The 21,367-nt window shown below is 28.9% G+C and carries 21 protein-coding genes; 20 read left to right on the top strand and 1 reads right to left on the bottom strand.

All coding sequences use genetic code 11. From position 1 onward, the window contains the following. The first annotated feature begins 11 nt into the window (after window positions 1–11). The 16 genes from Q9969_RS01540 (at window position 12) to Q9969_RS01615 (ending at window position 12,297) form a co-directional block, all read left to right on the top strand. Entirely contained in the window at window positions 12–506 is a 495-nt protein-coding gene (locus tag Q9969_RS01540) for a CDP-alcohol phosphatidyltransferase family protein (RefSeq protein WP_305513536.1), read from the top strand. Then, window positions 506–1,303: a Ni-sirohydrochlorin a,c-diamide reductive cyclase ATP-dependent reductase subunit gene (gene cfbC, locus Q9969_RS01545; RefSeq protein WP_305553666.1), complete on the top strand. Its 798-nt coding sequence runs from the start codon at window positions 506–508 to the stop codon at window positions 1,301–1,303. The genes Q9969_RS01540 and cfbC overlap by 1 nt, the downstream gene beginning before the upstream one ends. A 43-nt stretch (window positions 1,304–1,346) precedes the next feature. Further along, entirely contained in the window at window positions 1,347–1,856 is a 510-nt protein-coding gene (locus tag Q9969_RS01550) for a hypothetical protein (protein WP_305553670.1), read from the top strand. After that, complete coding sequence (locus Q9969_RS01555; protein WP_305513540.1) at window positions 1,853–3,460, top strand: FAD-binding protein; 1,608 nt, start codon at window positions 1,853–1,855, stop codon at window positions 3,458–3,460. The genes Q9969_RS01550 and Q9969_RS01555 overlap by 4 nt, the downstream gene beginning before the upstream one ends. Beyond that, window positions 3,453–4,127, top strand: a complete 675-nt coding sequence (locus Q9969_RS01560) for a 2Fe-2S iron-sulfur cluster-binding protein (RefSeq protein WP_305513541.1) — start codon at window positions 3,453–3,455, stop codon at window positions 4,125–4,127. The genes Q9969_RS01555 and Q9969_RS01560 overlap by 8 nt, the downstream gene beginning before the upstream one ends. Window positions 4,128–4,209: 82 nt before the next feature. Then, complete coding sequence (locus Q9969_RS01565) at window positions 4,210–4,692, top strand: methylated-DNA--[protein]-cysteine S-methyltransferase (protein ID WP_305513542.1); 483 nt, start codon at window positions 4,210–4,212, stop codon at window positions 4,690–4,692. 146 nt (window positions 4,693–4,838) lie between these two features. After that, window positions 4,839–4,976, top strand: coding sequence for an HAD hydrolase-like protein (locus Q9969_RS01570; RefSeq protein ID WP_305553673.1), 138 nt, complete (start codon window positions 4,839–4,841; stop codon window positions 4,974–4,976). 65 nt (window positions 4,977–5,041) lie between these two features. After that, the gene (locus tag Q9969_RS01575; RefSeq protein ID WP_305553675.1) at window positions 5,042–5,497 is read left to right on the top strand and encodes an HAD family hydrolase; all 456 of its coding nucleotides are present in this window, start codon (window positions 5,042–5,044) and stop codon (window positions 5,495–5,497) included. Between the two features lie 64 nt (window positions 5,498–5,561). Beyond that, window positions 5,562–5,942 (top strand): arsenate reductase family protein, encoded by a 381-nt coding sequence (locus Q9969_RS01580; protein ID WP_305513546.1) that lies wholly within the window; start codon window positions 5,562–5,564, stop codon window positions 5,940–5,942. Window positions 5,943–6,292: 350 nt separating this feature from the next. Continuing rightward, complete coding sequence (gene serS, locus Q9969_RS01585) at window positions 6,293–7,570, top strand: serine--tRNA ligase (protein WP_305513547.1); 1,278 nt, start codon at window positions 6,293–6,295, stop codon at window positions 7,568–7,570. Between the two features lie 316 nt (window positions 7,571–7,886). Then, window positions 7,887–8,141 (top strand): transcriptional regulator, encoded by a 255-nt coding sequence (locus Q9969_RS01590; RefSeq protein WP_305553678.1) that lies wholly within the window; start codon window positions 7,887–7,889, stop codon window positions 8,139–8,141. 199 nt (window positions 8,142–8,340) lie between these two features. Further along, window positions 8,341–9,027, top strand: a complete 687-nt coding sequence (locus Q9969_RS01595; protein WP_342766046.1) for a DUF169 domain-containing protein — start codon at window positions 8,341–8,343, stop codon at window positions 9,025–9,027. 17 nt (window positions 9,028–9,044) lie between these two features. Next, window positions 9,045–9,677: a flavodoxin family protein gene (locus tag Q9969_RS01600; protein ID WP_305553681.1), complete on the top strand. Its 633-nt coding sequence runs from the start codon at window positions 9,045–9,047 to the stop codon at window positions 9,675–9,677. 118 nt (window positions 9,678–9,795) lie between these two features. Then, window positions 9,796–10,569 carry a hypothetical protein gene (locus tag Q9969_RS01605; protein WP_305512947.1) on the top strand — a complete coding sequence of 258 codons (774 nt, stop codon included), beginning with the start codon at window positions 9,796–9,798 and terminating at the stop codon, window positions 10,567–10,569. 62 nt (window positions 10,570–10,631) lie between these two features. Next, window positions 10,632–11,150: a nitroreductase family protein gene (locus Q9969_RS01610; protein WP_305512945.1), complete on the top strand. Its 519-nt coding sequence runs from the start codon at window positions 10,632–10,634 to the stop codon at window positions 11,148–11,150. Then, entirely contained in the window at window positions 11,137–12,297 is a 1,161-nt protein-coding gene (locus Q9969_RS01615) for a MalY/PatB family protein (protein ID WP_305553687.1), read from the top strand. Before Q9969_RS01610 ends, Q9969_RS01615 begins: the two co-directional genes overlap by 14 nt. A 71-nt stretch (window positions 12,298–12,368) precedes the next feature. On the opposite strand, the gene nudC is transcribed toward Q9969_RS01615, so the two are convergent. Beyond that, window positions 12,369–13,160, bottom strand: a complete 792-nt coding sequence (gene nudC, locus Q9969_RS01620; protein ID WP_305512943.1) for an NAD(+) diphosphatase — start codon at window positions 13,158–13,160, stop codon at window positions 12,369–12,371. Between the two features lie 61 nt (window positions 13,161–13,221). On the opposite strand from nudC, the gene Q9969_RS01625 reads away from it, so the two are divergent. From Q9969_RS01625 to Q9969_RS01640, 4 genes are all read left to right on the top strand, one after another. Continuing rightward, window positions 13,222–13,722, top strand: coding sequence for a ferritin (locus Q9969_RS01625; RefSeq protein WP_305512942.1), 501 nt, complete (start codon window positions 13,222–13,224; stop codon window positions 13,720–13,722). A gap of 2,471 nt (window positions 13,723–16,193) precedes the next feature. After that, window positions 16,194–18,191, top strand: coding sequence for a hypothetical protein (locus Q9969_RS01630; protein ID WP_305553690.1), 1,998 nt, complete (start codon window positions 16,194–16,196; stop codon window positions 18,189–18,191). Between the two features lie 1,005 nt (window positions 18,192–19,196). After that, window positions 19,197–19,349 (top strand): hypothetical protein, encoded by a 153-nt coding sequence (locus Q9969_RS01635; protein WP_305553693.1) that lies wholly within the window; start codon window positions 19,197–19,199, stop codon window positions 19,347–19,349. A 1,583-nt stretch (window positions 19,350–20,932) separates the two neighbouring features. Then, entirely contained in the window at window positions 20,933–21,112 is a 180-nt protein-coding gene (locus tag Q9969_RS01640; RefSeq protein WP_305553696.1) for a hypothetical protein, read from the top strand. Window positions 21,113–21,367 lie beyond the last annotated feature (255 nt).

The raw sequence follows: 21,367 nt of genomic DNA on the forward strand, positions 1-21,367 counted from the left end.
AAGGTTTTTTCATGAATAAACTTATTGTAAACTTTCTGTCAGCTTCTAGACTATTTTTCGGATTATCATTTTTATATGTGGTTCTTTTTGAATTTAATATTATAAGTTTAATAATCATATTTGGATTAACTGTGTTAAGTGACATCTTAGATGGTTTTTGGGCTCGAAAACATGATTTGGCTTCTCCTAATGGTGCTCGGATAGATGTTATTTTTGATTTTTTATTTATATTCTTTTCAACATTGTCTTTGGTTTTGATTGATTTGGTGCCATTTTGGTTTTTATTTATTATTATTTTAAAAATACTAGAATTTTTCATAACTTCTGGACGTGATGGGTTAAAGTATGAGAAATTCGGCACTTTTGTAGCACTAATGTTTTATACTTTACCAATCGTAGTAATATTAATAAATTCTAAAAATATAACATTAATATTGTCTTTAATAATTACTATATGTGCAGTTGCATCTTCAGTTTTGAGAATTAAAAACATGAGCGATTTATAATGATTAAAAAAATAGCTATTTATGGAAAAGGTGGAATAGGAAAAAGCACTACAGTAGCTAATCTATCTGCTGTGTGGGCAAGTGATGATTTAAACTGTTTAGTCATTGGTTGTGACCCAAAAGCTGATACTACACGTACTTTATGTGGAAAAAGAATTCCGACTATTGTCAATACATTAAAGGAAAATAGGAATCCTGAAAAGGAGGAATTGGTTTTCAGTGGTTTTAAAGGCATTCAGTGTGTTGAAAGTGGCGGACCCGAACCTGGTGTTGGTTGTGCGGGAAGGGGTGTTATAGTGGCCATGAAAAGGCTTGAAAAACTAGGTATTTTTGATGAAGATTTGGATGTTGTTGTATATGATGTATTGGGGGATGTGGTTTGCGGCGGTTTTTCAGTTCCTTTACGTGAAAAATATGCTGATGAAGTTTTAATTGTAACTTCTGGTGAATATATGGCACTTTATGCTGCAAATAATATTGTTCGTGGTGTTAAAAAGCTTAAAGGTAATTTAAGCGGTATTGTTTGCAATTGTAGGAATGTGGAAAATGAAGAGCAAATTGTTAGTGAATTTGCCAAAAAGATAGGAACTCATGTAATTGGAATAGTTCATAGAAGTAATTTAATTCAAGATGCCGAATTGGATGCAAAAACCGTAGTAGAAAAATATCCTGAAAGTGATGAAACACAAGAATACAAGACTCTTGCTTCAAGTATTATGACAAATGAAAAGGTGTCAACTCTCGAACCTATGAGTGATGAAGATTTTGAAAAGTTCTCCAAATCCTACTTAGATTAAAATGATTCCGCTAAGAAAGATAAACAGTTTATTAGTAATAATCATGATTCTAATGTTTGTAAATCATGCTGTTTTATCTTTATTATTTTTATATGGTTTGATTGATTATTCTCCAAGTTTTAAAATAACCGGTAGAAGATTATTTTATCCCCTAGTTTTGCATATTATAATTAGTTCTTATCTTTATCTGAAAGACAAAATGAGGAAAAATAAGGTGTATCCTAAACTAATTGCCGAAACCACACAACAATTCATCACAGGAATTTGCATTGTCATCTTTGTAGGTTTGCATATTTTTTCATATATGATGCTTCCGATTAATTTCTCTTCAGAGTTTCATTTTAAATTATTGCATTTCTTAATTGATATTTTATTGTTCGCTTCAATTTCCATGCATTTACGTGTAAGTATTCCTCGTTTACTGGTATCTTTCGGATTTTTAGATAATAAAAATTCATTTGTTAATTTTAAAGATAAATTCAATCTCACTATCTGCATTTTGCTTTTAATAGCAATTTTAGCTGAAATAGTGTATTATGGGGTGATATTGTGAATGTTGTTGTTATTGGATCGGGTTTAGCCGGTTTAACATCTGCTATTAAAGCTAGTGATTTAGGTGCAAATGTAACTTTGATTTCACCAACATTCTCTGAATCTAGTCAATCTGTAATGGCAATGGGGGGAATTAATGTTGCACTTAACACCAAAGGTGAAAATGATTCAGTAGATAAACATTATCAAGACACAATCAATAGCGGCTGTGAAATTAACGATTCCAAATCAGTTTTGAAATTAACATATGATGCTTCAAAAATTGTCAAATGGCTGGAAAATATTGGAGTTAGCTTCACTCGTGATGATGGCAACATTGATTTAAGATACTTTGGCGGTCAAAAATTTGCAAGAACTGCTTATGCAGGAGCAAGAACCGGAAAACAAATTGTAACTGCCCTTACAGCATTATGTAGAAAAAAAGAAGCAGAAGATAAAGTTAAAAGGTATGTTGGCTGGAGATTTTTATCTCTAATCTTGGATAATAATCAATGTTTAGGGGTAATTTGTATTAATGAAGACACACAAGAGATTAAGGCTTTTACAGGTTCAGTTATTCTGGCAAGTGGAGGATTGAATAAATTATTTGGAAAAACCTCAGGGTCTGTTTTAAATGATGGATATGTAACGGCAAAAGCATTAATTCAAGGTGTAAGACTAGCTAATCTTGAAATGATACAATACCATCCAACAACTGTTAAAACACCTTCAAAAAGAATGTTAATAACTGAAGCAGCTCGTGGAGAAGGTGGAAACTTATATGTTAATCAAAATGGCGAGAAATACTACTTTATGAAAGAATGGTATCCTGAAATGGCTGAGTTAATGCCAAGGGATGTTGTCTCAAGAAGTATTTACAAGGCATCTCGGGGCGGAAAAAATCAAGTCTACCTGGATATAAGCCATTTAAGTGAAGATACAGTTAAAATCAAATTGGATGAAGTTTATGAGGTTTGCACCCGTTATTTAAATATTGACCCAACTTGTGATGCAATCCCTGTCTATCCTGGGGTTCACTACTTTATGGGAGGTATTAAAACTGATGAAAATCACAAAACCAATATTGAAGGATTATTTGCAGCTGGGGAATGTTCATGTCAGTATCATGGAGCAAATAGATTAGGTGGCAATTCGCTTCTTGGAGCAATCCATGGAGGTTATATTGCAGCTCAAAATGTTGTATTGGAAGAATATTTTAATCCTGATGTTGTTTTTAATTCTCTGAAAAATCAAATTGATTCATTTAATTCATGGAAGGATTCATTTGATGGTGAGTTACTCTCCACAATTGAAGATAAACTTGCAAATATTATGAATACCTCTATGGGAATTTATAGAAATGAAACGGAATTGTATGGGGCTTTAAAGCAATTGGATACTTTAAATTGTGATGTTAATACCAATTCGAGTTATTATGATTATGTGAAAATTAAAAATTTAACTACATTAGCTCGAGCTTGCATACTTTCAGCAATTGAAAGAAAAGAAAGCCGCGGAGCTCATCAAAGGGAAGAATATCTTCAAACTAAAGAGGAATATAGGAAAATAACCTGCATTGACTATGATGGGGAAATAAAAATTTCATTTGAGGAGTTAGATGAGTGAAATAACGGTTAAAATTAAAATTGATGGGGAATTCAAGGAATTTAAATATTCTGGCAATTTAAATATTCCAGTTACAACCATGCTTGATGAAATTGGGGCAATAGTATATCAATGCAGTTGTCTTCAAGGTTTATGTGGGTCTTGTGCAATGGTAATTAACTCACAACCAAAATTGGCTTGCCAAACATTTTTAAACGAAGAAATAATGATTAAAGAATATGGAGAAATAACAATAGAACCATTATCAAAATTCCCAGTTATTAAAGACTTAAAAGTTGATAAATCTAAATTGCACAATGATTTAATTGAATGTGAGCAATGGTTGGAAAGTAACTCTAAAATTAATCAAAACGATATTGATTTTGAATATGAAATGTCGTTGTGTTTAATGTGTGGATGTTGTGTTGAAGCCTGTCCGAATTATGGAGGGGGAGATTTTGTTGGAACTCCAATTGCAGTTTCAGCTTCTAAATTAATATCACAAGAATCTGATTCAAATCATATTAAACGTCTAAAAAGTAAATATAAAGATAAATTCTTCTCTCATTGTGTAAAATCCATTGCCTGTGAAGATGTATGTCCTAAAGGAATAAAAACTCAAAGAGCAATATCTAAAATGAATAAAAAAGCTGTCTGGAACTTGTGGCAATTAATCAGCAGGGATTGAATATTGTTTTCTTTACTTTGAAATTAAATCATATTGTAATTAACTATTTGTAGATAAAGATACATAGATTTGTCATGATAAAATGTATTATTCAACTAATTATGACTCTCCATTAGGGGAAATGTTAATTGTAGGTGACGCTGAATCTATTGTTGGGGTTTGGTTTTATGGTCAAAAATATTTTAAAGCTACAATTAATGAGGACATTATTCAGAAAGATGATTTGACCATATTTAAAAAGGTAATTAATTGGTTTGATGAATATTTCAATGGCAATAATCCCGAAATCGATTTTAAACTAAATCCTCAAGGTAGTGAGTTTAGGCAAAAAGTTTGGAAAATATTATCTGAAATTCCATATGGTGAAACTTTAACATATGGGGAAATTGCATCAATGATTTCTCCAACAATGTCTGCACAAGCTGTCGGGGGTGCAGTTGGTCACAATCCAATATCTATTTTAATCCCATGCCATAGGGTAGTTGGTTCAAATGGAAAATTAACGGGATATGCAGCGGGAATTGATAAAAAAATGGAATTGTTAAAATTAGAAAGAATCATCTAATGAATCTTCTTCCTAAAATTACATTCAAAATAATACATGCTTGTTGATGGATGTGACCGATAAGCGAACCTTTTGTTTCAATGATGTTTTAGAAATAAAAATAATTTATGCATAATTATTTAATTTAGTTAAACAGATGTTAACCTATGAAAAAACTTGCTATTTTTGATTTTGATGGAACACTAATGGATACGGTCAACGATGTTGTAATATGTTTTAATAAAGCTTTAACAATTCATGATCTTCCAACTTTAACTCGTGAGGAATATATTGGGGTAATTTAGGTGGAAAAATCGATGATATTGTTTCACTTGTTTTAAAAGATAAAAATACTCCTGAAAATATCGAAATGGTTAAAAAAACATATTTGAGCTTATATTATCCTTCAAAAAAAGAACATTCAGTTCCATTTCCCAAAAGTCATGAGATCTTAAAAAAATTAGAAAAGCAAAATGTAATACTGGCTATTAATTCAAATAGATTCACCGATTCGATTGAAACTTTTATGGATAAATTCTTTGGAGATATTGATTTTATTTTAATAAGAGGTCATGATTTTGACTGCCCCTCAAAACCGGATCCTTGTGGAGTTAATAAAATAATTAAAAAAGCTGGTGTTGGTCTGGATGAAATCCTTTATATTGGGGATTCTAATACAGATATAAAAACTGCTCAAAATGCCAGAATCGACTGTGTTATTGTTAAATGGGGTTATGGTAATCAAAATGATTGGGAAAATGAGTATATTTTAGAATGTATTGATGATTTTTCTCCAAATACTCAAATATTTTTAAATATAAATTAATTAGATATTATTAAACCATACTGTCACATTAATTATTTTTAATAGTATACTCATATTATTAATCATGGTAACGAAAAAGCATGAGATAATCAAAGTATTATTTGTACAATACCCTAAATGTTCAACTTGCCGTAAAGCTAAAAAATGGTTAGATGAGCACAATATTGAATATGACTCAAGACACATTGTTGAAGATAATCCGCAATCAGATGAAATCGAAATTTGGTGGAAAAAATCAGGTCTGCCACTTAAAAGATTTTTCAACACTAGCGGCATGAAATATCGTGAATTAAAGCTTAAAGATAGCCTTCCAGATATGTCCGAACAAGAACAATTTGATTTACTTGCAACTGATGGAATGCTTGTTAAAAGACCGATCATTGTTGGAGATGACTTTGTCTTAGTTGGTTTTAAAGTTAAAGAATGGGAAGAAAAATTGTTATAAAAGAAACCTTTTTTAATTCTTTTTTTTCTTTCTTTGAATGATAACTATTTAAATCATTATTAAGCATTTCTTAACACAATTTCTTTTTATCAAGAGTAAGTTTATATTAAGGGTCTGAAAACTTGTATGATAGATTATTTTTTGATTAATATGCGCTTAATTTATTTCACAATAAGCGATTTATTAGTATTAAATTATAAGAATGCCTCTAAATATCCGGAAAATGTTTTTAATGAAAAATTTATCAAAGTGAAATCACACAAGTTTTTGAAAGAGACATTTTAGCATTAAGTTTAAAAAACAAAAGAATCAAAATTATATTTGTATAAAATATTTTAGGGGACAAAATATTGTTAGATATAAAATTATTCAGAGAAAATCCCGAATTGATTATAGACTCTGAAAAGAAGAGATTTAGAGATACTGAAAATGTTGAAAAAGTAATAGAATATGATACTTTATGGAGGGAAGGTGAAAGAAAACTTAATTCCCTTAGGTCTGAAAAAAATAAATTATCAAAATCATTTAAAAAAGCAAAAGAGGAAGGTAATTTAGATGAGGTAATTAAGAGGTCAAAAGAAGTTGCAGCTGAAATCAAGGAGCTTACTGTAAAAGATGCTGAATGCCTTAAACTTCGTGATGATTTTAGATACAAAGTAGGAAACATAATTGATGATGATGTTCCAATTTCAGACACCGAAGATGATAATGAGGTAGTTAGAACCCATGGGGATATTAAGGAATTTGATTTCGAACCTTTAAATCATGTGGATTTAATTAATAGAATTGATGGTGCCGACCTTGAAACCGCAGCAAGTATTGCTGGAGCAAGATTTTATTACTTGAAAAGAGACATCCTACATTTAAACTTAGCTTTAATTCAATTTGCACTTTCAGAGCTTGAAAGTGAAGGTTATATTCCAATGCAAACACCATTCTTTGTAAAAGGTGAAGTCGCAGCTGAAACTTCTGAATTAGGCGAATTTGAAGAAACCTTATACAAAGTAGAAAATGAAGACATGTATTTGATTGCAACTGCAGAACAAACTCTAGCAGCACTTCACAGAGATGAAATTATCTCCCCTAATGATTTACCACTTAGATACTGTGCCCTATCAACTTGTTTTAGAAAAGAAGCAGGTTCTCATGGGAAAGATACTTTAGGAATCTTCAGAGTTCATCAATTTGAAAAAATTGAACAATTCATTTATTCAACTCCTGAAGATTCAAGAAATCAGCATGATCACTTAATGGAAGTGACTGAAAGGATTTATCAAAAATTAGGCCTTCCATATCAAGTTATAACTATTGTATCGTCTGCTTTAAATGACAATGCAGCTATTAAATACGATTTAGAAGCTTGGTTCCCAGGTTCTAAATCGTTTCGTGAATTAGTGTCCTGCACTAATTGTAAAGATTATCAAGCTCGTAAAACCAAAACACGTTTTGGAAGAGCAGGTTCTGGTGATGCTCAAATACTACACACTCTAAACAGTACAGCCATTGCTACTGAAAGAACCATGTGTTGTATTTTAGAAAACTATCAACAAGCTGATGGTTCTGTTAAAATTCCTGAAGTGTTAGTCCCTTACATGAATGGAATAACAGTTATTGAAGCTAAAAAATAGCTTCGATTCTTTTATTTTTTGCAATATTGAAGTATAATCCTTATTTTCATAAATACTAAATCATAAGTAAGTAATGCATTTTATGGAATAGATTTGCTGTTTATCTGTAAATAATTTTATCTCATATAAATGCATTTGAATTTGGTGGTTATTATTGTATTTCTCAATGTAGTTTTTTTTTTAAAATAATATCGTTTCCGTCTCTTTTTGTTTCAAATAATTATATAAGTTGTGTAAAACTGATTATTATAGTTTAAAAGTTACATTAAGTTTAAATAATTAAACAAATAATCTAAATATACTGTTGGTGATTATTATGGGTGATGAAACATTGAAATTTTTACAAAGATCTAAATACCGACCACTTCTTTTAAAATCTTTGGAAAATGAGGTGTTAATGCCTAAAGAAATATCTCAACATTGCGGTATTAGAATTAGTCATGTTAGTAAGGTATTAGCAGAGCTAAAAAGCAAAGAATTAATAGAAATCCTTAATCCTGAAGAATATAAAGGAAGATTGTACAGGTTAAGCGATAAAGGTATTTATTATTTAAAAAAATTAGATGAGTAATGTTTTAAATTTATACTTTGAATAATTTCATGTAATTTATTTTTTATAAATAAGATTTTATTGTCAATAAATAAAATATTACTATGGAGAGTAGTATTGCAAATTATTTAAATGGTAAATTTGACCCAATAGTTTTAATTAAAACTGATGAAAAGCCCAATGTGTTAAAGGTCCAAAAGATGCTCATGGTGGTTGTGTAATGTCTTTTGTTGCGCAAACTGTTTCTAAAAGAGAACCTACTTTTTTTGGTCGTGAAAATGCAACTTGCGCCGGCATTTATCCAGGTCTTGGATGGGGCAGTAGTTTTAAAAACGATAGTGAAAAAGCATTTCAGGCAATATTCTTGTCATGTGGTGTTGATTCAACAGATAATAAAAAAGAATATCTAAAAAAATTAGAAAATAGGCCTCCTCATGTAAAACAAATGTTTAGTGAAGGGGAGAGAATTTATAAAGATTTTGAAACGGCTTATGAAAACATCTCTTCAAGACCAATTTATGATACAGAAGACTATGTTGTTTTTAAACCGTTAGAAGACCTTGAAGATGGTGAAATTCCAAATTCTGTAATTTTTACAGTTGATGCATTTAAATTAATGTTACTTTTGCAACTTGATGGTTCTCATAGGTCTAAAAGTAACTATGTCTGTGTTCCACAATCTTCAGCCTGTCAAAGTATTGGTTGTTTTGTTTTTGAGCAAGAGGAGCAGGATGATCCTCATATGGTTTTAGAACCAGTTGACCTTTCAGTTAGAAGTCATATGAAACATTTTATTCCAAATGATTATGTTACATTAGCTATGCCTTGGAAGTTATTCTTAAAATTAGAAGAAATTAGTAAAAATAGCATTTTTCAATCATCATTATTACATAATATTGATAAATAGTAATGGTGGTGAGTTGTTTGAAAACAATTGTAGTTAATGCTAGTCCTAGAAAAAAATGGAATACTGCTGAAATAATGCAATCAGCTCAAAAAGGTGCTGAATCTGTTGGAGCTGAAACAGAATATATAAATTTATATGATTTAGTTTTTAAGGGATGTAGAAGTTGCCTTGCTTGTAAACTAAAAGAGAAAACCAAATGTAAATGTTATTGGAGAGATGATTTGACTCCATTAATTGATAAAATATTTGATGCTGATGCCTTATTGATAGGTTCGCCAATTTACTTTGGTCAACCTACAAGTGAGTTTAGAGCATTAGTTGAGAGATTAATTTTTTGTATCATGTCATATGATGATGGATCAAGTTATTTTGCAGGCAATGTTAATGTAGGGATATTCTACACGATGAACGCTCCGTTAGACTTTTACGAGCAATCCATGAAGGATAGTTTAACGAATACTGAGTTTTTATTCTCATTTTTAAATGGGGAGATAGTAACTTATCCTGTTTGCGATACGATTCAGGTTAGTGATTATTCAAAATTTAATATGAATGGTTTTTCGCAGGAACTTAAAGAAAAACAATGGGTTTTACAATTTCCTAAGGATTTAGAAAAAGCTTTTGAGATTGGTGCGCAATTGAGCAAATGATCCATAAAATTTTTACGTATACATTTTTCAAAAATGAATACATTTATATACTAGTTCTTTAAAATACATTATTGTATACAAAAACATATTTTGTAATACAAATAAATAGAGTGATACTATGGCAAACCAAAAAAGAACTAAAAAATTTGTATGGGGAAATGAAAATTTCGGGGGATCATATACTCCAGGAGCATTTGAAATAAACTTCCCTGATGATATGTCTCGTGAAGAATTTGAAAAAATGTTTTCTAGAAAAATGGAATATTTGCACAAAAAAGGTAGTGATTTTGCAGAAGAAATTTTTGACCAGAAATCCAAAAAAGCAAACTTAAAACCATTAAGTCTTCGTGTTAAACCACATACTAAAGAGTTTTTCAAAAATTATTCTCTGCTTTCACCAAGAGAGGTACTTGAAATGTATGAAGAATTCAATAATGGTTCAGAAGCATTTATTAATTCATTAATTGAAGAAGAAAAACACCTGCAACAAGATTTAGTTGACATTCAAGAAAAATTACACAATGCAAAACTATTCAAAGATAAATTATCCGAAATTGAACCTGAAAGTGATGTTTTAACCGACCAAGGTAAAATCATTAAACTACAAAATATCTATAAAAATACCGAGATTAAAACAATTGGAAATGAAACTCCAATTAAAAAAGCTAAAAACGATATCATTCATGATATTCAAACATATAATACATTAAATGTTCATGTTCATGGTAATGAGTATTTGATAATTACTGTTTATACTAACTCCCAACCAATTGCTTATTATTTCAAAAATGAATATGATGATGAGGATATTGAAGATATTGTCACACATGTCAAAGAGTACTGCATGGAGAATGATATTGAATTTAGATTAAGTGAAACATCTATTGAATAAGTGTGAAAACATTTTTCACACTTAAACTAATTTTATATATGATGAAATTATTATTTTTAATCATGTCTGATTTTGAGGAAATACTAAATACAAGAAGAAGCATTCGTGAATATAAAGATATGGATGTTGAAAATGAAAAGATTCTTAAAATATTAAAAGCAGGAATGCAAGCGCCAGGATCAAGATTAGGTGCTGAACCATGGGAATTTGTTGTTGTAAAAAATAAGGAAACTCTAGCTAAAATTGGTGAAATTAAACCACGTGTTACAAATGCGCCAGTTGCAATTGTTCTTGTAGCAAATATTGAAAGAGCATTTTATAAAACAGTATGGCAACAAGATATGGGGGCTGCAGCTGAGAATATGTTGCTTGAAGCAGTAAATCTTGGTTTAGGTGGACTTTGGAATGGAGTTGCACCTGATGAAGAGCGAATGGTTGAAATTGGTAAAATAATTGGAATTGAGGATATTTCTGAAACTAAACCGTTCTGCATAATCACATTAGGTTATCCAGCCGATGGTTGGCAAAACAGGTTCATGGATAAATTTGACGAGAGAAAGATTCACTATGAAAAATACTAAATATGATTTTACAACGGTTGTAGATAGAAAAAACACCAATTCCGTTAAATGGGATTTTTTTGATGATGATCTTCCAATGTGGGTAGCAGATATGGATTTTAAAGTGGCTCCTAAAATCCAGGAAGCTATTGTAAAGAGAGCATCTCATCCAATATACGGATATACTTTTATTCCAGATGAGCTATTTGAAGCTTATATTAACTGGTGGGAAAGACGATATGATTTTAAAATGTCAAAAGAGGAAATGGCATATTCTACAGGTGTAATGTCATCAATATCTGCAATGATTAAATGTTTAACAGAAATTGGTGAAGAAATATTAATTCAATCACCAGTTTACCATGTATTTTCCTATTTTATTGAAGATAATCATCGTAAGGTCTTAGATAATGAGCTGGTATATGAGAATGGAGGATATAAAATCGATTTCGAGGATTTAGATGAGAAATTATCAAGAGTTAATGTGATGATACTTTGTAATCCCCACAATCCAGTTGGTAAAATTTGGTCTAGAGAGGATTTAGATAAAATTGAAGACTTATGTCTAAAACATGATGTTACTTTAATATCTGATGAAATTCATTGTGATTTAACTAATCCTGATGTTAAATACAATCCATTCAGATCAGCTGATAATGTTATCAGGTGCTTATCGCCTTCAAAATCATTTAATATTGCAGGTTTTCAAAGTTCAATCGTTCAAACTCAAAATTTAGAGTTATTGAATAAGATTAAAACAGGAATACATCTGGATAATTCTGATTCCTGCAATGTATTTGCTACAACTGCTGTCATTGCTGCCTATAACGATTCTGAAGACTGGTTTGAAGAGCTTATGGAGGTATTATATGAAAATAAACAAATAGTTGATGAATTTTTAACTAATGAATTGCCTATAATTAAATTAGTTCAATGTGATGCGACTTATTTATTATGGCTTGATTGTTCTAAGCTTAATGTTCACTCAAAAGTATTATGTGAATTTTTAAGAGAAAATCAAGGATTATTCTTATCTCCAGGTCATGAATTTGGCGGTAATGGTAAAAACTTTTTAAGGATGAATATTGCTTGTCCTAAGGATTTACTGCTCCAAGGACTATATAAATTAAAATCAGGAATAATTACTTATAAAACATTCAATAAATAATATTTGTCTCTTTGTTAAACCAAATTTCAAAACTTCAATCTCATAGTAGGTATTTTTGCCAAAACTAAAAATTAACCATTAATAAAATTATCAATTAACCAATGTGAAATACTGATGTCAGATGGATGATTTTTAATTTCATCTCTACTAAGCCATTTAGCTTCAATCAATTCATCATCATCAATTTTCAGTTCACCAGATTCATATTCTGCTGTAAATCCAATCATTAAAGAATTTGGAAATGGCCAGGATTGACTTTTTTGATAAGTAATATTTTTAACTTTAATTCCAACTTCCTCATCAATTTCCCTTTCAACGGCTTCTTCAAGGTTTTCTCCAGGTTCAACAAAACCTGCAATTATTGTGTATGGGTGATTTTTGTGATAACTGTGTCTTGCCATTAGCAATTTATCGTCCTTAGTGATTGCAACAATTATGGCAGGTGCAATTCTTGGATAGTGAACTTGTCCACATTCAAGACATTTCATCATCATGTCTTTTTCATCTATAACGTTTTTTGCACCGCAATGTCCGCAATATTGGAAAATGTTGTACCAATCATTTACAAGGACAGCTCTTGATGCAATGTGGTATAAATCATGATTAAACTCATATACATCTGCCAAATTACAATATTCCTCTTCTGTTTCAACATGGGCTGCAAATGCTTTTTTATCACAATAGGTGCCAATGTATAAACAAAAATTAATGTCGAAGTTATCTAGAGATTTTGGCAATTTTTTATCGTCATCTAAGTATAATTCCCTATTTTTATTAAAAACAAATAAATAATCCTCACTGTCCGGTGTTATTGTTTCATCAAAATCAATTTGGTAATTTTCATAAAGTGATTTTTCTATCATGATATTTAATTTGTAGTAGGTTTTATATGAAATTAAGTACATATATTATATAGGTGATATTATGGTATCTGAAAATATGGAAAAAGCATTAAATGCTCAATTAAATGCTGAAATTTACTCTGGATATTTATATTTATCCATGGCAGCTTATTTTGAAGATGAAGACTTATCCGGTTTTGCTAATTGGATGAGAGTACAAGCAAATGAAGAATTGGATCATGGAATGAAATTTTATGATTACATTATAAGAAGGGGAGCTTCCGTAACCTTAACTGCAATCGAAGGACCTCAAACCGAATGGGATTCTCCATTAGCATCACTTGAACATGTGCTTAAACATGAACAAATGGTAACCGGTTTAATTAATAATTTAGTTAACTTAGCTATTGAAGAAAAAGACCATGCAACTAACAACTTCTTACAATGGTTTGTTGAAGAACAAGTTGAAGAAGAAGAAAATGCAATGGAATTACTAGCTAAAGCTAAATTAGCTGATGGTGATAAAAGATTAATGTATCAGTTAAACAATGAATTAGGTGAAAGAGTACCTTCTCAAGACTAGATTTTTTCTAGTCAACTTTTTTTTTAAATCCAGGATGGGACATGAAATTTTTTAATTTTTCATAGAATTTTTTTTATTTTAAAAATTTTTTTGCAATAATTTTATTTTTCAGTTGTTTCTATTGTTTATTTCGTTGTATATTCTTTTTTAAGTTGTGTCCTATTGTGTATAGTTTAAACTCTGTATTTACTTGTTTTAATCCTGTTGTTGTGAATTCTGTTAGGTGCATGTTTTGTTTCATGTTTTGCAAATGGTAGTTTCTGCTGTTTTTTTGAGCGTATTTTTGTAGATTTTTTTTGGTGGGGCTTTTGTGGTTTTCTATTTTTCTTTGCATTTTTATTTTTGAAATTTTTCCATAGTCACTGATTATTCTGTATCGTTGTGTTTTTACTGCAATATTCTTGTACTGGGCAGTTTTTGCATTCTTTGGTCCAATGTGTGATCCTTGTTTTGTTTTTGTATTGGTATTCGCTTTTTTTCTATAGTGGTTGACCAATGGGGGGGAAGATATAGGTCATTATTTCGTGATCATAGTTGATAATTAATCTTTGGAAAAATGGTTTTTTTTTCGGACAATTATTATACTATTTTTTTTCTTTTTTCTTGAGAGTTTTCGTGAGGATATGTAACTGTCAAGGTCCATGTTTTTTCAAGATATTCTGTGTTTTTCATCTGTTGAATAGTCATTATCTGCACTTACTTGGTAATTAACAGGCATTTTCATCGTTATATTTCTGTTAAATTTGATTGTGTTTGTTCCATTTAATGGAACAAGTTCGTAATGGTCTGTTGGATTGTATTGTTATGTATGATGCTAGGATTATTCTTTTATGTGAGTCTACAGTAATCTGTCTATTGTAATACAAATTCCCCATTTTACCTTTTTTTTTATTAATCATGAAAATCTTGAATCTGGGTCATTTATACTTAATTACATCATTTTTTTCCAGGATTCTTTAAGCTTTTCTTCGAGTGTTTCAAGCTTTTTTGTAAATTTTTTTTCAGGATTTTTCTTCTGGATTGTTTTAAGAGGTTTTTACTTGAAGTTCTCAATTTATCTTTGGTCTCCATCATTTTTTCAAAGGATTTTTTTTATTGATTTTCTCTTACTGTTTCTTGGAATTTTTGTTTGTTTGTTAATATGATTCAGGAATACTAATTTTTCCAGATTCATCGCCCAATTCCAAATCTTCTTCTTGATCCAATTTATAATACTTTTCTTCCAAGTGTTCTTTTCATGATTATTTTTAATTGTTGTTCATTGGTTATTATTTTTTAAAGATGTTTTTGCTTTAGTTCCATCTAAAACTCTAAATGGTGGATTTTTTTCTTTTGCAAATCTTTAAAAGTTGTTTTAAAAGATTCATCAATTAAATCAGGTATAATTCAATTTGAATCTTATAAAATTGTCCCTATAAACTGGCTTTTGCATGCCTGCTAAAGTACATATAAGCAATATTCAGTTCTTGTTCTTCTCTCAATTAGGAGAAGACAATCCACCATCAAATAACACTCATCAAAACCAATCCTAAGCAACATTTCACAGGGATAAGCAGGTTCACCAGGCTTATCACGAAAAACTCCTTGTTAGCTTCGGAACAATCAATTTGACCAACCACATTTTTAATAAAAATAACACGGATGACCTTCAAGAATCAAATTACTCAAGTCCATAGGCACCAACATAGTCTGATTAATAGTATCATCTTTTAAAACCATAAATAAAACAACCATAAATATTAATATTTATAATAAAAGATTGTACTTCATAATATATAAAATTAAAGGAAAAAAATAAGCGAAAAAAAAAATTTTAAAAATTAATGAGAGTCATGTCCCATCCTGCATGATTAAAAAAAACAAATTATACATTGAAAAATTCAGTGGAAGAAGACGAACCATAATGGAACAAGACTTCTACAACCACATATTCCTACTAAACCTACTAATAGGAATAAAAAACGATGCAGAACTAAAAAAATAACAAGAAAACCAAAAAGAAACAGCAAAAACACGCCTACAAATACCACTCCAATATCAACACACTCATCGGAGAAATCAAAGACCAACTACCAAGACTCCTAACAAACAACCAAGACGAAATACAACAAGTAATAAAAGAAATAATGGAAATCGGCTCAAAAGAACTTGTAGCAACGAAAATACCTGCACAAACAAATGTAGAAAGAGATAAAGATAAAAATTGGAACAAAAATTGTAAAACAAGCAAAAGCCAGGGATTTTAAAAATCTAAAAAACCTTAACTTGATAGTACTGGGGTTTTATAAAAAATTATTAATAATAGTTTTGTTTAAATATATCTTATAAAATGTATATTTAATAATTTTTTAAGATTTATTATATTATTATTTTTAGATTTTTATTAAATTTTACTTTATATTTCATGCTGGATAGTTTTTGACTATTTGGTGTATTGTTGATAGATTTAGAGTAAGGAGGAGATTTTAAAATTGAAAATTAATAAATTTTTATTATTAATTTTGATATTTGCTATTTTATTGTCTTGTATTAGTTTGGTTTCTGCTTCAACTGATCTTAAGGATAATTTAACTTATAGTACAAGTAGTAATGCTAATGTTGAAATTGGTAATGATGAATCTTATTCTTTTAGTGTCTCTGATGAATTGAAATCATATGGTAATGTTGTTGTTAATCAAAAGAATTATAAGATGTATTTTGATGATAATAATGTTTTAAAAAAGGAGTATGGTGGGAAAATTATAACTTTTAGTGGTAAGTTCACTGACAAAGGTGTGATTACTATTGATTCTCCTAATACTAAGATTACTGGTAGAAATACATTGTTTAACAATACAGTTTTTAATATAAAAGCTAATGGTGTGTTGTTAACTAATTTAAATTTTGTTTTAAATAAGGAATTTAGTGATAATGATTATGCGGGTGTATTAATTAATGGGGATAATGTCACTGTTTATAATGTTAATATTGATTATCATGTGCCTAAAAATATCACTGGGTTTGGAATTTATTCAAATGGATTAAATAGAGATTTATTTAATGTTAAATTAGTTAATAATACTGTTAAGATGTATGGTAATGCATTAAAAGAAGGTTATAATTATGGTGTTGTTTTAACTAATACTCGTGATGCTATTGTTTCGGGTAATACAATTGATTGTTCTCTTCCTTTGAGGGCAGTTAATTGGATGGCTGAAATTTATGGTGGAATTAGTATGGATTCAGTAGCCGCATTTGCTGCGGATTCCTGTCATGGTTTAAGACTATCTAATAATTATATTCGTTGTGTTGTTAATGGTTTTGCTCAAGGAGAACCTACATTAGATGCTGTATTAATTTATGCATGCCATAACTCAACAATAGAAAATAATAAAATTATTGAAAATGATTACATTACAAAGAAAGGTGATGTTAATTATTTGTATGGTTTAGATTTGTATTTATCTAATAATGTTGTAATTTATGGTAATAATATTCATATTCGCACAACTGGTGGTAAAGAGGCGCAGGGTACTGCTTATCCGATTCAAGTAACTGGTCAAGCTGAAAATATCCTAATTGCATTTAATAATATTAGTAGTTATTGTAATGGTCCGAATATTGGGATTTATTCTCAAAATTATTATGGTAAAACTCAAATTGATATTATTAGTAATTTTATTAATGTTACTGGATTTGCTAGTAAACATAGTTGGGCTTTAGTTGCTGGAATTGAAGTACAAGATTCTAATGATAAAATTATGAATAATACTATCATTGTTAGTACTGTAAATAAGTTTGAGAAAGGTTTTAATGTTTATGGTGTGAGTTATTCTCAAAAAACTAATGGTAATCATAAATATAATATTCAATATAATAATGTTTCAATTAATGGTGATTATGCTGTTGCACTTAAAGGTGGTAGTGGATCAACTGTTAGTGATTCCATTGTTGCTAATAATATATTGAATGGTAGAAAATATGGCGGTAATCGTGCAGTAACTATTATTGGCGGTACTGGAAATCTAGTTATGAATAATACTGATGGTTCCAAACCTGTTCGTAAAATGAGTAGTAATGAATATCCTAATAGTTTGAAAAATTATTTAAATAGTCCTTTTAAAGGAAATGGTTTAGGATTAGGTTGGTTAGATAATGGGGGTAATTCTTTTACTGGAAATAATAGCCATAAAACTGATGTTATTGGAAATAACCTAAATCATAGTAATTCACAATTACATAATGGTGATTTAAATTCAACACATTATTCTCATGGTTCTTCAAATATGGATATTGCTAGCGCTTCTTTATCTTCTAGTGGCGCAGGTTTCGGTGGCCAAGTTGATTCTAATAATCAAAAATCATATGAAGTGACCAAAAATATTGAAACAGAAAATACAAATTACATTCAAATTACTGCAAATGATATGATTGTAGTTATATTAGTATTACTAATTATGGGATATAGAATCAAAGAACGCAAGAAATAAGATTGCTAAAAATTAATTAAACTAAATTTAAACAAAAAAACAAGCATAATGTCTTGTTTTTTGTAAACTTTTTTTACAGATATTTTAAAAACTTGTTTTATTTAATAATTATCAAATTTTTAATATTTACCTTTATTTTTTATAATTAATATGGATTTGTCATTTTGTTAGTTGGGATTTTATTTTTTTCATCCAGCCATTTTTTCTGTTGGATATCTGATTAAATACTCCATTTTTAGTCCTATATCATTTTTTCTCAGCTTTTGGTAGTGTTGTGTGGAAGTACATTTCAGAATTATTGTTAGTTCTTGTTAATTTTCCTTTAAATTCCTTTTTAAGGAACCATAGGAATTTTTTGATATTCTGGGAAAAAATCTTTTATTAAGTAATTTTTTAGAACTTTGCAGTACTATCAAGTTAAGAGATTTTTCTGATTTTTGTTTTTTGTTAATTTTTGTTTATTTTACTTATATCTATGTATTATCATTTTAATTTTATTTTATTGGGTGTTAATTTATTTATATCTATTTTTAAGTATTATTTATAGTTAATATTATATATTATTTAATTATAAAGTATTATTATCTAATAAAATTATTTTTTTTATTTGAGAATTGTTGTTTTTGGGTGGTGATCTTTGATGGTTTTTGAATATGAATTTTCAAATTTTTTTTTAGCAAATTTTATAATAATTATTGTTGATGAAAAAATATTATATTAAGTGATAATGCTTTTGTTCGTAGTGGAAAATGGAGTTTAGAAACTGCAATTAAATTTCCTTTATTTAATCGTAAGAAAACAAAATTTAATGAAGTTAATAAGGTATTTAAGGAGTCAAACAGGTGATTATTCTTATGAAGATAACAGGTTCTGGCGTGTGATAGAATGCAATATAATTAACCCTAAAGTCTATTATAGACATGAATGACGGAGTTATGATGGAAATATACAACAATATAGAAGAAATGGAAACTTTTAAAGGATTTTCATGTTTTTTGGCAACAGATGGATCCTTATGTTGAAATTCCTAATCATCCACAAGCACGTGAAGAAATGGGAGTTCCACCAAATAATGAAGTTGAAACATTTGCTGCAAATACAAGAATCTCTTGCACAGCCGATACAAAAATAGACTTTGTAATATCAATCAATAATTGAAAAATCAAACCGTAAATGAAATAACATTTAGCATTAAGACACTTAGATGATCTAAAAAAAAAACAAAATTAATATGAATATATAGTAATCACATGCTATTGATAGATTACTTATATATTCCACAGAAAATCATGTTAAAAACAAAAAAAACATTTGAATTCATACTATTTAATCCAGTGAAAAACAAAACAAGTACATTCAAAAAAAAAAGACAACAACAAAAAAATGGGCATGGAGAAAAAAAATCGATGATAATATTATGATATAAGCTTGTAATAATGCAAAAATAAAAAAAAATTTCCACGACGAAGAACTAAAAAAAAATTGCAAAAAAACAAAAAAAGATATTCAAGTCCCAGAATTAATTAAAGTAAAATTAAAAACTGGAGAAACAGAAAATACTATTTAACCAATTTTACCAAAAGAAATCGCAACATCCGAAGAATTAAAACATATTAATAATGGTGAAAGATGAAAAGTAGAAACCGATTATGACATGATTAAAAAAAACAAATTATACATTGAAAAATTCAGTGGAAGAAGACGAACCATAATAGAACAAGACTTCTACAACCACATATTCCTACTAAACCTACTAATAGGAATAAAAAACGATGCAGAACTAAAAAAATAACAAGAAAAAACCAAAAAGAAACAGCAAAAACACGCCTACAAATACCACTCCAATATCAACACACTCATCGGAGAAATCAAAGACCAACTACCAAGACTCCTAACAAACAACCAAGACGAAATACAACAAGTAATAAAAGAAATAATGAAAATCGGCTCAAAAGAACTTGTAGCAACGAAAATACCTGCACAAACAAATGCAGAAAGAGATAAAGATAAAAATTGGAACAAAAATTGTAAAACAAGCAAAAGCCAGGGATTTTAAAAATCTAAAAAACCTTAACTTGATAGTATTGCTTTTTAGACACTTTCAAAAACTTAGGTGATTTCACTTTAAACAAGTCTTTTACTAAAAACTTTTTCCTGATATTTGGCTTTATTTTTATAATTTAAAGCTAATAAATCGTTTATTGTAAAATAATTTAAGTGCATAAATTAATCAAAAAATAATTTATCACTTAAGTTTTTGAAAGTGCCGCTTTTTAAGGACTGTCAAATAGTTAGTTGGTAGAATTTTTTTCTTATTTTTTTTTAGTTTTTTTTGATCTTTTTATTTTTTAATTTTTAATTTTCAGGAAAAATTTAAATAGTTTGATGGTTTTTATTATTGGGTTTTATTTTATACTTGAAATGTTACTTGCTTGTTTTTAAAAATAATAAATGTGGGAGAAAATTATTAATAAGTGGAGAAACTTAGTATATATTATGAGAATTAAAAAACAAGCTTCTCCATTTTGTAATATGTCTGATGAACAACTTATATTTTTCTGTTTTGATAATTTTGATTATCAAGTGAAAATGGATTCTCCGAAGGATAAATCTATTTTTGAAAGTAGTAAAGGAGTATTTACTTATAATAAACCTTTTTTGTAAGCATTGTTTTTCAAGAAAGGTTGTTAAAAATGGTTATAATACTCGTGAGTTTTATACAAAGGATGGTGGTAAAATTCATGTTAAAGTTCAAAGATATTATTGTAAAAAAATGCAAAAAATACTCTCAAACTGAATTTTTAGAAGATTATGCTGCTTATTCTCATTTTCACAAAGATACATTAAGCAAATCAAATGAAACAAAAGAATTAGAGAATGTTTCTCTTAGAAACATTTCAAAATTCCATAAAAATCTTTAATAAAATCACAATATCTTATGAAACTGTTCGTAAATCATTAATATTACTGGATAACTTATATTACATTAATAAAGATTTTGAATTATCTGGTTATTATAGTTATGATGTTCAATAGGTTCGTATAGAGCGTACATGATATTTTAGACATGTTCTGTTTGATATAATCAATAAAATGCCTGTTACCGAATTATTAGCTGATAATGAAAACGATGAAACAATTGAAAATTTCATAAAAAAATAATATTCCCTCACACA

Origin of the sequence: Methanobrevibacter sp. V74 (assembly GCF_963082495.1) — an archaeon.
Classification (GTDB): domain Archaea; phylum Methanobacteriota; class Methanobacteria; order Methanobacteriales; family Methanobacteriaceae; genus Methanocatella.

What these genes read in the sequence shown, in the direction of transcription:
- Q9969_RS01570 (WP_305553673.1), top strand. Translation starts at nt 4,839, where the DNA reads ATGAAAAAACTTGCTATTTTTGATTTTGATGGAACACTAATGGATACG.
- Q9969_RS01625 (WP_305512942.1), top strand. Translation starts at nt 13,222, where the DNA reads ATGGTATCTGAAAATATGGAAAAAGCATTAAATGCTCAATTAAATGCT.
- Q9969_RS01590 (WP_305553678.1), top strand. Translation starts at nt 7,887, where the DNA reads ATGGGTGATGAAACATTGAAATTTTTACAAAGATCTAAATACCGACCA.
- Q9969_RS01540 (WP_305513536.1), top strand. Translation starts at nt 12, where the DNA reads ATGAATAAACTTATTGTAAACTTTCTGTCAGCTTCTAGACTATTTTTC.
- Q9969_RS01580 (WP_305513546.1), top strand. Translation starts at nt 5,562, where the DNA reads ATGGTAACGAAAAAGCATGAGATAATCAAAGTATTATTTGTACAATAC.
- Q9969_RS01605 (WP_305512947.1), top strand. Translation starts at nt 9,796, where the DNA reads ATGGCAAACCAAAAAAGAACTAAAAAATTTGTATGGGGAAATGAAAAT.
- Q9969_RS01610 (WP_305512945.1), top strand. Translation starts at nt 10,632, where the DNA reads ATGTCTGATTTTGAGGAAATACTAAATACAAGAAGAAGCATTCGTGAA.
- nudC (WP_305512943.1), bottom strand. Translation starts at nt 13,160, where the DNA reads ATGATAGAAAAATCACTTTATGAAAATTACCAAATTGATTTTGATGAA.
- Q9969_RS01595 (WP_342766046.1), top strand. Translation starts at nt 8,341, where the DNA reads ATGTCTTTTGTTGCGCAAACTGTTTCTAAAAGAGAACCTACTTTTTTT.
- Q9969_RS01550 (WP_305553670.1), top strand. Translation starts at nt 1,347, where the DNA reads ATGATTCTAATGTTTGTAAATCATGCTGTTTTATCTTTATTATTTTTA.
- Q9969_RS01615 (WP_305553687.1), top strand. Translation starts at nt 11,137, where the DNA reads ATGAAAAATACTAAATATGATTTTACAACGGTTGTAGATAGAAAAAAC.
- cfbC (WP_305553666.1), top strand. Translation starts at nt 506, where the DNA reads ATGATTAAAAAAATAGCTATTTATGGAAAAGGTGGAATAGGAAAAAGC.
- Q9969_RS01560 (WP_305513541.1), top strand. Translation starts at nt 3,453, where the DNA reads ATGAGTGAAATAACGGTTAAAATTAAAATTGATGGGGAATTCAAGGAA.
- Q9969_RS01640 (WP_305553696.1), top strand. Translation starts at nt 20,933, where the DNA reads ATGTTAAAGTTCAAAGATATTATTGTAAAAAAATGCAAAAAATACTCT.
- Q9969_RS01635 (WP_305553693.1), top strand. Translation starts at nt 19,197, where the DNA reads ATGGATCCTTATGTTGAAATTCCTAATCATCCACAAGCACGTGAAGAA.
- Q9969_RS01565 (WP_305513542.1), top strand. Translation starts at nt 4,210, where the DNA reads ATGTATTATTCAACTAATTATGACTCTCCATTAGGGGAAATGTTAATT.
- Q9969_RS01575 (WP_305553675.1), top strand. Translation starts at nt 5,042, where the DNA reads ATGGTTAAAAAAACATATTTGAGCTTATATTATCCTTCAAAAAAAGAA.